Here is a 13,550-nt window from a genome sequence, read left to right on the forward strand (position 1 = left end):
CAAATTATTCCCGGTATCTTGTGGCTCAGGATTCCCGTGCGCCTTCATCGGTATAATTATAGATCCCCGGTGCGAGAACCAGCTGAGCGGCAATCTCCGCGGCTTTTGTTTTTCCCAGCAGCAGATCGATAATCTTCAGGGCGAATTCCATCGATGTTCCCGGTCCCTGGCTGGTGAGCAGATTCACGCGTGGATCAAAAATTACCCGGCGATCGGACCATTTGTTCGGGTCGATTTTATCTTTTAAGCCCGGAAAACCGGTCATATTGCCGACCGGGAATAAATCATGATATTCCAGTACCAGCGCGGGTGCGGCGCAGATAGCGGCAACAATTTTACCGCTGACGTGCATCTGGCGGACTTTCTCTACCAGCAGCGGACTTTCGCTGAAACAGGTCGCACCGCCGAGACCGCCGGGCAATACAATCACATCATGATCTTCATCCGCGACATCCACCAGCGCGACGTCGGCCAGAATGCGCACGCCACGCGAGCAGCGGATCTCAAGATTTCCATCACCGGCGACGCTGGCGGTGGTAACGTTAATGCCCGCCCGCACCAGCAAATCAATCGCAGTAACGGCTTCTATTTCTTCGCTACCAGGTGCCAGGCAGACCAGAACTGACGCGCTCATAATCGTTTTCCTTTCTCTTAATCTGTTCAAATAAGCGGGTATTGACCGGCAGGGTCAGACCGAATTTGCGCCCGCGACGCAGAAGATAGCCGGTGATGTAATCAATTTCGGTATGACGCTGGTTGCGGATATCCTGCAACATCGATGAATGGTTGGCGGAGGTCGATTCAATCACCTGATAGACAAAGCTTAGCAACGATTCTCTGTGGATTTCGACGCCTTCAATCGCCATCACCTGCGCAACTTCCTGACAAATTTGTTCAATCTGATCGGCATACGCTACCAGGTCGCCGTTGGTACAATCATACAAAGCTGTCAGCGGATTAATCACACAGTTCACTGCCAGTTTATTCCACAGTGATGGCTTAATGTTGTCATGCCAGGCGACGTCCGGTAAGGCGTTATGCAGTGTATCCGCCAGAGAACTCAGCGCCGCACCTCGGGGTGTCACCGGGCCGATGTGCGTCGCTCCGGCAGCCACATGGACAATCGCATTGCCTTCATGTCGCGCCGCGTGGGTTGTCGCGCCCTGTAAAATTGCCAGGCGGTTAGCCGGTAATTCATCGACTGTACCCATGCCGTTATGCAGCAATAATATCGCGCAATTGTCATTGAGTATCGGCATCAGCGTGCTGACCGCGCCGGAAACCTGCCACGCTTTCAGCGTGACCAGCAGCAATTCGCTCTGCGCCAGATGTTCCGGGTCATTTGTTGGCATATTGCGGTTAAAAGCAATGCCTTCCGGCGAGATGACATTGACGGCACAGAAAGGCTGAGGAATACGGATCCATCCCTGAACATCGTGGCCTTGCTGATAAAGGGTTGAAAGCCAAAGTTGTCCCAGTGCACCGCAACCCAATACTGTTATTTTCATTGTGCCTCCAGGGATGTTGGGCGAATCACGCCCGCTAAATCGGCTGTAGAAAGAATATTCTGCTGTCCGGTTATCTTATTAGTATAGACATTCGTGCTGTAGATCACATTTTCACCTGCACTTTTTGACCATCGGGGCATTTTATGTTCGGTGTTTTGGTGTTGTTTGGCATCGACGGTTGAAGGCGGTATTATGCACGCCATATAACGTGCAATACAAAAACTACAGGGAGAAGCGATTATGCCGTCTTTTGACATTGTTTCCGAAATCGACATGCAGGAAGTGCGCAATGCCGTGGAAAATGCCAGCCGTGAACTGCAAACCCGCTGGGATTTCCGCAACATTCCTGCCAGCTTCGATCTCAACGAGAAAAACGAGAGTATCAAAGTCGCCAGTGAATCTGATTTCCAGGTAAACCAGCTGGTCGATATTCTGCGTGAGAAGCTAGCCAAACGTGGTATCGAAGGTGGTGCGCTGGAAATTCCTGAGCAGATGGATCACAGCGGTAAAACATACAGCGTTGAAGCTAAACTGCATTCTGGTATTGAATCTGCGCTGGCGAAGAAAATCGTCAAGCTGATTAAAGACAGTAAAATCAAAGTTCAGGCGCAGGTGCAGGGTGACGAAGTGCGCGTCACCGGCAAAGCACGTGATGATTTGCAGGCCGTAATGGCGTTGATCCGTAATGGCGATTTGGGCCAGCCCTTCCAGTTCAAAAACTTCCGCGACTAATAGCCTTCGTACTTCGCGCTGCAGATGCGTTGGCTAGCGGTTTTTAAAGGGACGCTGTGCGTCCCTTTTTTATAGCCTTTACTTCCGCTGGCGCAGTCTTTTCACCAGTTCGAAGTCTTTAAAATAGATCGGTTTGTCGTGCTGCATAGAGAGGTTTCCGGCGATCCCCGTCAGGATCGACATCGCACCTGCGCGGTGATCGGCAGCGCGTTTTAACGGATCGTCTTTGCGCTCGCCGAACAGGTCTTCCAGCATGGCATTATCGCCGCCGCCGTGACCGCCTTCTCCCATCTGGAATTCAGCTTTCCAGGGCTCTGCAAATAACGGGAAAACCGTGATTTCTGCTTTCTCGATACTGCCTTCATTTTCGCGTTTGCCACCGGCATTCACGTAAGACATTTCGACGATTTTCATTTCAATGCGGCCCTGGGTGCCGTTAAATACCACATTCAGTCCTTCCCACGGCAGATACGCATTCAGCGAGTAAGTCAGCTGGACTTTGTTCTGATATTTCACCAACACCGACAGCGTATCTTCAATGTTGATCCCGTCGCTGAACACGCTCTGGTCGCGGAAATAGTTATCCTCATGCTCGGCATCCAGATACAGCGCTTTGAGCTGGGCGTTGTCTTCCATATGCAGCGCAAACGGATCGTTCTGCGCCTGCGGATAACCCTGCGCGCGTGGATAAAACTGAGTAACGCCGCGTTTCTCCGCATTCTCTTTGCCGTAAAACCGCAGGTCGCCCTGAGCATAAACTTTCTCCGGCGTGCTGTTCAGCCAGAAGTTCATCAGGTCGAAATGGTGAGTGGATTTGTGTACCAGCAGGCCGCCGGAATTGCGTTTCTCACGGTGCCAGCGGCGAAAATAATCTGCACCGTGTTCGGTATTGAGCAGCCATTCAAAATGCACAGACAGCACTTCACCAATGGTGTCCTGCATCAGCAGTTCGCGCATTTTGCTGTGATGCGGTGCGTAGCGATAGTTAAACGCCACGCGCACCTGATAGCCGGTGGCATCGACGGCATCAAGAATACGCAGCGCGCGCGGCTCATCAATGGTCATCGGCTTCTCAGTTATGACGTCGCACCCCGCGTGCAGGGCGCGGACGATGTAATCGTCGTGCGTACGATCCATGCTGGTGACGATCACAATGTCCGGTTTAGTCTCGTCGAGCATCGCAGAGAAATCAGCGGCTTTCCAGGTCGATACCCGGGCGATGCCGCTTTGCTCAAGCTGGCGATTCGCATAATCCATTCGCGTCTGGTTTGTATCACAGAAGGCCACAAATTTTGCGTTGTGGCGGTATTTGCCGGTGATCGCTTCAATGTATAAACCTGAGCGTCCGCCGGTGCCAACGAGAGCATATGTTTTCATGAGATCCTCAATAGGCCCGAAAGCCGTCATCACTGACAAAAATTTTTGTTAAGGAATTCTTGAGGATAATGATTACTGAGGTTTTTTAAGTGAGGGGAGTCACGCGGTGGGGATAAAATTGAAACGCTGTGCCAGTTTGCAGGCACAGCGTTTATTACGTCATAGCGCGTCAGGCAGCGCTGACCAGTTGCTCAAGGGCTTTGCGGTTGGTCTGTTTGGTATCGACCTTCACGTATGCACTGAATTCTTCCGGTACGACAACGGCTTCTGCCACGCCTGGCTGGGCGAGAATGCGTGCCTGCAGGGCGGAATCTTTCACCGCCAGTTCAGACAAGGTAATGCGCAGGCTGCTGACATACGGCGGTTCGGTCATGGTGGAACTGACCACCAACCAGACAACGGCAATCGCTGCACAGACCAGGAATACCGCACCAGCACCGGCGTGTCCGTAAACATAACCGCCTAAACTGCCGCCAATCGCCACGCCGATAAACTGGCTGGTGGAGTAAAGTCCCATTGCGGTGCCTTTGTAGCCTGCCGGTGATTCTTTACTGATAAGCGACGGCAGAATCGCTTCCATGACGTTGAACGCCAGGAAGAACAGCTGGATACCTGCAATGACCGCCCATAAATGCAGACCCGCCGACCACAGCACGATTTCCGCCAGCAGCAGTACCGCGACGCAGCCCATGAATACCTGTTTCATGTGGCGTTTTTTCTCGGCATAGATAATCACCGGAATGACGGCGACGAATGAGGTCAGCATGGTCACCAGATACACACGCCAGTGTTCACTAGGCGGGAATCCGGCGTGTTCCATGACTTGCGGTAACACCACAAAACTCGACATCAGCAAAACGTGCAAACACAGAATGCCGAAGTTGAGTTTGAGCAGTTTGGCGTTGCTCAGCACTTTGCCAAAGCTGCCTTTCACCATGCTCGATTCACGATTGAGAATGTGAGTGGCAGGGGAGGGCACCACGGCAACGGTAATAATGATGCCGAGAATAGTCAGTACCGCGATCGCCCAGAACAGGGCGTGTAAACCCCAGGCGTGGGTGATGATCGGGCCGAGTACCATCGCAATCGCAAAGGTAATGCCGAAGCTGATGCCGATGAAAGCCATCGCTTTGGTGCGGTTTTGTTCGCGGGTCAGGTCAGAAAGCAGGGCCATCACGGCGGCGGCAATCGCGCCGGAGCCTTGCAGGGCACGACCAATGATCACGCCCCAGATAGATTCGGTTGAAGCAGCCACAATGCTGCCGATACAGAAGATGACCAGACCAAAGACGATCAGGGGTTTGCGGCCAACGCGATCAGAAAGCAGTCCAAATGGGATCTGGAAAACGGCCTGTGCCAGTCCGTAAATACCGATAGCGATGCCGATAAGCGTTTCGCTGGCGCCGGAGAGTTTCATGCCATAGGTGGTCAGCACCGGCAGAACCATGAACATGCCGAGCATGCGTAAAGAAAATACTGTCCCTAGTCCCCATGTAGCCCGACTTTCCTGCGGGGTCATCTGGTTATCGTTCACATTACTACCTCAAAATAACAATCCGACATTTTAATGATTAAGCCGGCCTGGGTAAAACGATGGATCTTTAGCAGATATTACGGGAGTGGTCTGACTGAAAGAGCAAAAGAAAAGGCCAGTATTGCTACTGGCCTTTCGCTATGATTTCAGAGCGTTACACTGAAATTGAATGTTACCAAACGTAGGTCAGCAACGATGTCGGTGCAGAATTAAAATCCACGGACATCATGAAGCTCAGCGACATGATAGTGATGATGGAGAAACCAAACAGTTTTCTTGCCCACACCACGTCGTTTTCCGTTTTGTAACCTTTCAGTGCCATGCCCAGCCACCAGATACTGACAGCGGCGGCCACAACCAGGTATTTATAACCTGCGTACCCGCTCAGGGTCAGCATCAGCGTCGCAATCATAAACGCCAGAATGTAGACGATAATATGATGCTTGGCGACGGAGATGCCTTTCACCACTGGCAGAACCGGGATGCCTGCTGCCTGATAATCTTTAAAGCGGAAGATGGCAATCGCGTACGAATGCGGCATCTGCCACAGGCTGAAGATCAGAAGCAGGATCAGGGCACCGGTATCGAACTGGCCTGAAACGGCGCAGTAACCGATAACCGGTGGCGCTGCGCCAGACAAGCTGCCGATCAACGTGCCGTATACCGAGTTGCGCTTCATGTACAGGCTGTAAACGCCGACATAAACCACAAAGCCCATCACTGCCAGCCACATCGCCAGCGGATTTGCTCCGATATACAACAACGCAAAGCCCGCAATACCCAGAATGGTCGCGTAAACCAGGCTTGTTTTCGGCGGAATAAGCCCTTTCACCAGGACCCGGTTCTTCGTTCTTTCCATGATCCGGTCGATGTCGCGGTCGATAAAGTTGTTAAATACACAACCCGATGCGACAACCAGCGAAACACCCACCAGCGTGGCGAGAAAGAGTGGGAAGTCGATGCTGCCTTTGGCAGCAAGGAGGAATCCCCCGATGACAGAAATTAAGTTGCCGAAAATAATTCCTGGTTTCGTTACTTGCAGGTATTGCTTAATCATCACGTGCAGCTCGGCTCTTTAACTGACCATCATATTGAGGTTGAGGTTATACATAATCCACAATGAGCCCACAACGACGATAAAGATAATCACAGCGGTGAACAGAAGTGCCACCAGGTTCCAGCGCTCTTCCGACGACGTATTCATGTGCAGGAAGAACACCAGATGGACAACGATCTGGATGATTGCGGACGCAACCACGGTACCCAGGATCAGTGAATGTGATGCCGTGTCGGTCATGACCATGGCAAACGGGATCACCGTCAGGATAACCGACAAGATGAAGCCAATAGCGTATGACTTCAGGCTGCCGTGGCTTGCGCCACCATGGGAAGTAGCAGAATGACTCATTACATCGCTCCCATCAGATAAACAACGGTAAACACGCAGATCCACACCACGTCCAGGAAGTGCCAGAACAGGCTCAGACACATCAGACGGGTTTTGTTGACTTCAGTCAGACCGCGACGTGAAACCTGAACCATCATAGTCAGGATCCAAATCAGACCACAGGTCACGTGCAGACCGTGGGTGGCGACCAGCGCAAAGAAGCCAGACAGGAAACCACTGCGTTGCGGGCCATAGCCTTCAGCAATCAGGTGATGGAATTCATAGAGTTCCATCCCGATGAAGCCTAAACCGAACAGGAAAGTCAGGAACAACCAGCCGTTAACAGCCGCTTTGTTGCCTTTGTTCATGCCCAGCATCGCAAAGCCGTAAGTGATACTACTGAACAGCAGGCAGAAGGTTTCTACCAGCACGAACGGCAGTTCAAAAATGTCTTTACCAGAGGGACCGCCAGCGGTCCCGTTTACCAGTACTGCATACGTTGCGAACAGGCTCGCAAACAAGATGCAGTCACTCATCAGGTAGATCCAGAAGCCGAAGACTTTGGTTGCACCTGCGTCGTGGTGCCCATGCTCAGCATGGGCCTCATCGTGGTGAGTCAGAGTATCAGTTGCCATGTTTCACACCTGCTTTACGGATTTGTTCATAATGTTGGTTTTCAATACGTTCCACTTCTTCAACTGGCACGTAGTAATCAACATCTTCGTCGAAGCTTTTCGCAATCCAGGTCACAACCAGCGCAATGAAGCTCACTGCTGCCAGCCACCAGATATCCCAGATTAAAGCGAAACCACAAACCAGACTCAGCATAGCGATGATGAAACCGGCGCCGCTGTTACGTGGCATATGAATCGGTTCATATTTAGCAGGCTGCTTGTAAGCGGTACCTTTCTCTTTCATGTCCCAGAACTCATCGCGGTCGTGAATTTGCGGCACGATAGCGAAGTTGTAGAACGGAGGAGGAGAAGAGGTTGACCACTCCAGAGTACGTGCGCCCCATGGGTCACCGGTCAGATCACGGTTCTGGTCGCGGTCGCGAACGGAAACGAAGATCATGATCAGCTGGCAGAGGATACCGCAGGCAATCAGTGCAGCACCGCATGCCGCAACAACCAGCAGCGGGTGGAACTCAGGATCGATGTTCTGGCTGACACGACGGGTCATACCCATGAAGCCCAGTACGTACAGTGGCATGAACGCAACGAAGAAACCGATGATCCAGAACCAGAATGAACGCACACCCCATTTTTCGTTCAGCGTGAAGCCGAAGGATTTAGGGAACCAGTAAGTCAGACCTGCGAAGCAACCGAAGACCACACCACCGATGATTACGTTATGGAAGTGGGCAATCAGGAACAGGCTGTTGTGCAGCACGAAGTCAGCACCCGGAACCGCCAGCAGAACGCCGGTCATACCACCCACAGAGAAGGTGATGATGAAGCCAACGGTCCACAGCATCGCTGCATTCAGCGTGATACGGCCCTGATACATGGTGAACAGCCAGTTGAAGATTTTTACCCCGGTCGGGATAGAAATGATCATCGTCATGATGCCGAAGAAGGCATTGACGTTTGCGCCTGAACCCATGGTGAAGAAGTGGTGCAGCCAAACGATGAACGACAACACGGTGATGGCGATGGTTGCCCATACCAGCGAGGTGTAACCGAACAGACGTTTTTTGGAGAACGTTGCGGTAACTTCTGAGAACACACCAAATACTGGCAGAACCAAAATGTACACTTCCGGATGGCCCCAGGCCCAAATCAGGTTGATGTACATCATCATGTTGCCGCCCATATCATTCGTGAAGAAATGGGTGCCCAGATAACGGTCTAAAGTCAGCAGTGCAACAGTCACGGTCAGGATCGGGAAGGACACGATAATCAACACGTTGGTGCACAGTGCGGCCCAGGTAAATACCGGCATTTTCATCAGCGGCATACCAGGAGCGCGCATCTTCAGGATGGTCGCAAAGAAGTTAACACCGGTCAGCAAGGTACCGACACCGGATATCTGGAGACTCCAGATCCAGTAATCTACCCCGACCCCCGGACTGTATTCCTTACCTGACAGTGGCGGATAGGCCAACCAGCCGGTCTGTGCGAATTCACCCACACCCAGAGAGATGTTGATCAACACAACAGCAGCGGCGGTAAACCAGAAGCTCACGTTGTTCAGGAACGGGAACGCAACGTCGCGCGCACCGATTTGCAAAGGAACAACCACGTTCATCAGACCGATTACGAAAGGCATCGCCATGAAGAAGATCATGATTACGCCGTGCGCGGTGAAGATTTGGTCGTAGTGATGAGGCGGCAGGAAGCCCGGTTCACCTGCAGAAGCAAGAACCTGCTGGCTACGCATCATGATGGCATCGGCAAAGCCACGCAGAAGCATGACGAAGGCCAGAATGATATACATGATACCTAATTTTTTGTGGTCGACAGACGTCAGCCACTCGGTCCACAGATACTTCCACTTACCGAAATAGGTGATGCCGGCAAGGACTGCCAGACCACCAATGATAATCGCGGCAACTGTGACCATGATAATCGGTTCATGATACGGAACCGAATCAAGCGTTAATTTTCCGAACATCGTTTATTCCTCGGCTCCGGCTGCGTGAGACTGTCCACCCATATCCATGCCTTTCATGTCGCTGCCTGCTGGCATTGGCATGGTGTGACCTTCTGGCGCTGCCTTCATGTCATGCATGGAGTATTTGCCAATGATTTCTTTGAACAAACCAGGTTTTGCAACAGAGAAGTATTCGACCGGGTTGTCGATACTCTGTGCAGCCAGTTTGTTGAAGTCATCAGTGGTTGCCAGTTGGTTCGGTGCGCTTTTCACTTTCGCTACCCAGGTGTCGAAATCGGCACGGGTTGGAGTCGCAATCGTGTTGAACTTCATGCCAGAGAAACCGCGGCCGCTGAAGCTTGCTGAGATGCCCTTGTAGGTACCGGCTTCATTTGCAATCAAATGCAACTGAGTCTGCATACCGGCCATCGCATAAATCTGCCCGCCTAACTGAGGAATAAAGAACGAGTTCATCACAGAGTCAGAAGTGACTTTGAACTGAACCGGCACATCTTTAGGAATGACGAGTTCGTTAACGGTAGCGATCCCCTGTTCCGGATAAATGAACAACCATTTCCAGTCCAGAGAAACGACTTCAACCGTCATCGGTTTTTCGTCAGTCACGATAGGCTTGAACGGGTCAAGCGAGTGGGTGGTTTTCCAGGTTATCGTTGCCAGGATGGCAATGATAATAATTGGAACTGTCCAGACGACGGCTTCAATCTTGTTGGAGTGGGACCAATCAGGACTGTATTTTGCTTTTGTGTTGGAAGCACGATACTTCCACGCAAAGGCAAACGCCATGATAATAACTGGTATAACAACGATCAGCATTAAACCGATAGCGGTTAAAATCAGCGTTCTCTGCTCGAGTCCAATTGCTCCCTTGGGATCCATCAATGCCGTATTGCAACCGCTCAACAATAACGCGGAAGCAAATAAGGACAACATCCCAATACTTTTATTGTATTTCTTAAGTCTCATCTAACGACCTCAATAACTAGGGCTCTATTGTCGCTTCAGGTGTGCGGGCATTTTACGGGAAGGTTGCAGGACTGTAAACACGCTTAAACAAGTGTCAAGCCGCTGTTGACACTTTATGTTAACGCAGTCACACATGTCACGGATCGTGACAATTTACAGTGGGCAACAATATGTTGCGTATAGATTTTTTTCTATAGTGATGAAAAACAAGGGGTGACAGATTTTCTCAATATTATTGCCGGCCGATATCCGATCGATAGGTTTAATTAATGTTAAATTAATGTTTAAAACGAGTGAAATAAAATCAACAAAAAGCGGCGGAGAAAAATTATCCCCGCGAATATTATTTTTTCTGAATTTAAATTGTTGAGTGATATTTATTGATCAGTTGTTAAATGAATGCGCCACTCATTTCAAATGAATGGCGGCAAATCATGAACGTGCGGTACGGCGCAGAGATAAAAAGTCGAGCAGACTGCCTAAAATAACACCAGTCAGACATATAAATGCGCCGGTTTCCAGCAAAACTGTCGCCAGAGCTTGCCAGGAAGCCCAGCCCATACTGTCGGCAATCAGTGTGACCAGCCACAGGATCAGCAGCACGCTTCCTGTCAGCAGAAAACGCAGCGCCCACCTGTAGGATTTTGCAAAGTGAACGCGTGGCAGGAAGCTGTCGGTGCTTTGAGTGTATTCCAGCGTCTGTCTGCAAACCGCCAGCAGCAGTAAACCGGGGACCGCCGCCACAATCGAGAAAAGATAAAACCACGGCCAGCCATAGGCTTCCACAAACCAGCCTGCAATCGGCCCGACATATACACGGCCCACGGCTGATAGCGCAGAAAGCAACGCAAACTGCGTGGCAGAAAACGAGCGGTTACACAACGTCATCAGCAATGCGACAAAGGCCGCCGTCCCCATCCCCCCGCAAAGATTTTCGAAGAAAATCGCCGTGCCCATGGTGATCAAATCTTTATCTGTAACGGCAAGGATCCAGTAACCCGCATTGGATACAGCCTGCAAAATCCCGAACAGCATCAGTGCGCGGAACAGGCTCAGACGTTGCATCAGCATCCCGCCCAGCAGGGCGCCAAAAATTGTGGCCGCCAGACCGAGCGTTTTATTTACCAGTCCGACTTCTCCGGCATCAAATCCGACGCCGCGGATCAAAAATGTGGTGCTCAGGCTGCCTGCGAATGCATCGCCCATTTTGTACATCACGATAAGTAGTAAAATCAGCCAGGCATTATTACGGCCAAAGAAGTCTTTCAGCGGTGCGACGACCGCCATTTCTAGGGTACGCGGAGCCGGTTGCGAGTTTTCAGGTTCCGGCGACAGCAGGGTGGCGATAACGCCAGTCAGCATCAGACCTGACATCAGCCAGTACATGTGCTGCCAGCCGAGATAACGGTCTGCCAGCCATAAGGCCAGTCCGCCGGATACCAGCATCGCCAGCCGGTAGCCCAGTACGGAAACCGCCGCGCCGTTCCCGCGCTCTTCCGGTGGCAATAAATCAGTTTTGTAGGCGTCGAAAACGATGTCCTGCGACGCAGAAGCGAAGGCTATCAGCACTGCCAGCGACGCCAGCCAAAATAAATCTTTGGAGGGATCCATAAATCCCATCGCGAAAATCGCCACCACCAGCAGGAGTTGCGTCAGTATCAGCCAGCCGCGTCTGCGCCCGAGGAAAGAGGGCGTATAGCGGTCCATCATTGGTGACCACAGGAATTTAAAAACGTAAGCCTGACCGACCAGCGAGAAAATCCCGATGGTTTTCAGATCGACGTTTTCCACTGTCATCCATGCCTGCAATGTGCCGGATGTCAGCGCCAGCGGTAAGCCGGAAGCAAAGCCCAGAAGCAGTAAAATGACGGTATTACGCTGCGTGAAAATCTTGAAATACTGACCTTTCATTAAAATTGTGTTCCTGCGTACCGGTGAGAGAGTGGCGCATACGCATAATAAAGGAAGGGATGCTTATCGGGAAAGACAATCACTTGCCTCAGAAAGCATTCTGCCCGGACAAGCCGGGCAGAAGTGTTCACTCTTACAGCAGAAACTTATCGCGCGTTAGCTTTGATGAAGTCGCTGATGCTGGTATCTGAGGCCATGTCGCTGATGACATCACCCAGAGTGGTGTTAACCGCATTGGTGATTTTCGCGTTAGTCGCAGACAGTGCGCCCTGAACGTTGTACGTCGAGCGGTAGTTTTTCACCTGTTTGCTGCCATTTTTAGCCGTTGCAATGATAGAGATATCGGCTTTAGTGGTGATGTTATAACGCAGGTTACCTTCCTGAACATCTGCATACAGATTGTTCACCACGATTTGCAGATCCACAGCGCCGTCAGCACCGACCATGTAACCACGGGCGGTCATTTGTTTCTCCAGAGATTCCTGCAGCAGGAAACGCAGGTCACGGGAAGGCGTAAGGGAAATCAGCTGGCCGTCACGGTTAACTTTTGCCAGTGCCTGATCCTGACGCTGGTCAGCACCGTTGATGCTGATGGTGATGCCCTGGAGGGTAGGATCCTGTGAAGGCAATACAATTTTCGGAGAAACGTCCAGCGTGTTAGTGCTGGTGGCACAGCCTGCCAGCATCAACATCGCCAGAACCGGGAAAATAATTTTCTTTAGCATGTGTATTTTCTCAATATTAATAAGGGAATAGTGCTCAAAATTTTGCCGACATCATAACATTGCCATTTTCCGGGGGAAGTCCCAAAAATCCGGAAAACGTCTTTTTTGCGCTTTTTTTCAGCAAAGAAGTCGTTAACCTGCGGATGACATTCATCATCCGTGGCGGAACAGCACTTTCTTTGACAGAATCAGCTTTGACAGGCTGAGCGGCGTTTTTATCAATCTGCAGCAGAAATTTATTGTTCTGACATGCATAGAGTCCGGAAAACAGCCTATCATTATAGAGAGATAGAAGTACCAGACAGACGCAGTTCTCAGCTGATGCGGTGTAAGGAGATTGCTATGATTCGTGAGCAAATAGAAGCAAAATTAGTTGAAGCATTCGAACCTGCGTTTCTGGAAGTGACTGACGAAAGCTATCGTCATAATGTCCCGGCAGGCTCCGAGAGCCATTTTAAAGTCGTCATGGTGTCCGATAAGTTTATCGGCGAGCGTTTCCTGGCGCGTCATCGTGCAATTTATGGAAGATTAACCGAAGAGCTGGCGGGCAGCGTTCATGCACTGGCACTGCATACTTACACCCTGAAAGAATGGGAAGGTTTGCAGGATACGGTTCCGGCCTCTCCGCCTTGTCGCGGCGCGGGCACAATGGCGTAATCGTCACGATTTGATTCAAAAAAGGCATAAATATCGGCATTTGAGACGGTAAAACTGGAACTTTCCTTGTCAGATGCGGTATTAGTAGATGCGAATTTCAAGAAACGGCCCGCGGGCCGTTTTTGTTTTTCTTCTGACGG

13 protein-coding genes are annotated in these 13,550 nt (G+C 51.1%); 2 read left to right on the forward strand and 11 right to left on the reverse strand.

Features of this window, described 5'->3' with window-relative positions:
• Positions 1-25 precede the first annotated feature (25 nt).
• Positions 26-634: a protein deglycase YajL gene (gene yajL, locus EC840_RS09190; RefSeq protein WP_112287498.1), complete on the reverse strand. Its 609-nt coding sequence runs from the start codon at positions 632-634 to the stop codon at positions 26-28.
• On the reverse strand, positions 597-1,508 hold the full coding sequence (panE, locus tag EC840_RS09195) for a 2-dehydropantoate 2-reductase (protein WP_113876149.1): 912 nt from the start codon (positions 1,506-1,508) through the stop codon (positions 597-599). The genes yajL and panE overlap by 38 nt, the downstream gene beginning before the upstream one ends.
• Positions 1,509-1,748: 240 nt before the next feature.
• On the opposite strand from panE, the gene EC840_RS09200 reads away from it, so the two are divergent.
• Positions 1,749-2,240 (forward strand): YajQ family cyclic di-GMP-binding protein, encoded by a 492-nt coding sequence (locus EC840_RS09200; RefSeq protein ID WP_132965051.1) that lies wholly within the window; start codon positions 1,749-1,751, stop codon positions 2,238-2,240.
• A 78-nt stretch (positions 2,241-2,318) separates the two neighbouring features.
• Here EC840_RS09200 and EC840_RS09205 read toward each other — a convergent pair whose 3' ends face one another.
• From EC840_RS09205 to EC840_RS09245, 9 genes are all read right to left on the reverse strand, one after another.
• Positions 2,319-3,617 carry a Gfo/Idh/MocA family oxidoreductase gene (locus EC840_RS09205; protein WP_132965053.1) on the reverse strand — a complete coding sequence of 433 codons (1,299 nt, stop codon included), beginning with the start codon at positions 3,615-3,617 and terminating at the stop codon, positions 2,319-2,321.
• Positions 3,618-3,786: 169 nt separating this feature from the next.
• Positions 3,787-5,151, reverse strand: a complete 1,365-nt coding sequence (locus EC840_RS09210) for an MFS transporter (protein ID WP_113876147.1) — start codon at positions 5,149-5,151, stop codon at positions 3,787-3,789.
• A 172-nt stretch (positions 5,152-5,323) separates the two neighbouring features.
• Positions 5,324-6,208 carry a heme o synthase gene (cyoE, locus tag EC840_RS09215; RefSeq protein ID WP_112287502.1) on the reverse strand — a complete coding sequence of 295 codons (885 nt, stop codon included), beginning with the start codon at positions 6,206-6,208 and terminating at the stop codon, positions 5,324-5,326.
• An 18-nt stretch (positions 6,209-6,226) separates the two neighbouring features.
• A complete protein-coding gene (locus tag EC840_RS09220; RefSeq protein WP_013576648.1) occupies positions 6,227-6,559 on the reverse strand; it encodes a cytochrome o ubiquinol oxidase subunit IV in 333 nt (110 codons plus the stop codon).
• Entirely contained in the window at positions 6,559-7,173 is a 615-nt protein-coding gene (locus EC840_RS09225) for a cytochrome o ubiquinol oxidase subunit III (RefSeq protein ID WP_013576647.1), read from the reverse strand. The genes EC840_RS09220 and EC840_RS09225 overlap by 1 nt, the downstream gene beginning before the upstream one ends.
• The gene (gene cyoB / locus EC840_RS09230; protein ID WP_113876146.1) at positions 7,163-9,154 is read right to left on the reverse strand and encodes a cytochrome o ubiquinol oxidase subunit I; all 1,992 of its coding nucleotides are present in this window, start codon (positions 9,152-9,154) and stop codon (positions 7,163-7,165) included. The genes EC840_RS09225 and cyoB overlap by 11 nt, the downstream gene beginning before the upstream one ends.
• A 3-nt stretch (positions 9,155-9,157) precedes the next feature.
• Positions 9,158-10,117 carry a cytochrome o ubiquinol oxidase subunit II gene (gene cyoA, locus EC840_RS09235; RefSeq protein WP_112287504.1) on the reverse strand — a complete coding sequence of 320 codons (960 nt, stop codon included), beginning with the start codon at positions 10,115-10,117 and terminating at the stop codon, positions 9,158-9,160.
• Positions 10,118-10,549: 432 nt separating this feature from the next.
• Positions 10,550-12,028, reverse strand: a complete 1,479-nt coding sequence (gene ampG / locus EC840_RS09240; RefSeq protein WP_113876145.1) for a muropeptide MFS transporter AmpG — start codon at positions 12,026-12,028, stop codon at positions 10,550-10,552.
• A 146-nt stretch (positions 12,029-12,174) separates the two neighbouring features.
• The gene (locus tag EC840_RS09245) at positions 12,175-12,753 is read right to left on the reverse strand and encodes a lipoprotein (protein ID WP_113876144.1); all 579 of its coding nucleotides are present in this window, start codon (positions 12,751-12,753) and stop codon (positions 12,175-12,177) included.
• A gap of 342 nt (positions 12,754-13,095) precedes the next feature.
• On the opposite strand from EC840_RS09245, the gene bolA reads away from it, so the two are divergent.
• Positions 13,096-13,410, forward strand: a complete 315-nt coding sequence (bolA, locus tag EC840_RS09250) for a transcriptional regulator BolA (protein ID WP_013576642.1) — start codon at positions 13,096-13,098, stop codon at positions 13,408-13,410.
• Positions 13,411-13,550 lie beyond the last annotated feature (140 nt).

Origin of the sequence: Rahnella sp. JUb53 (assembly GCF_004346065.1) — a bacterium.
Taxonomy (GTDB): Bacteria; Pseudomonadota; Gammaproteobacteria; order Enterobacterales; family Enterobacteriaceae; genus Rahnella; species Rahnella variigena.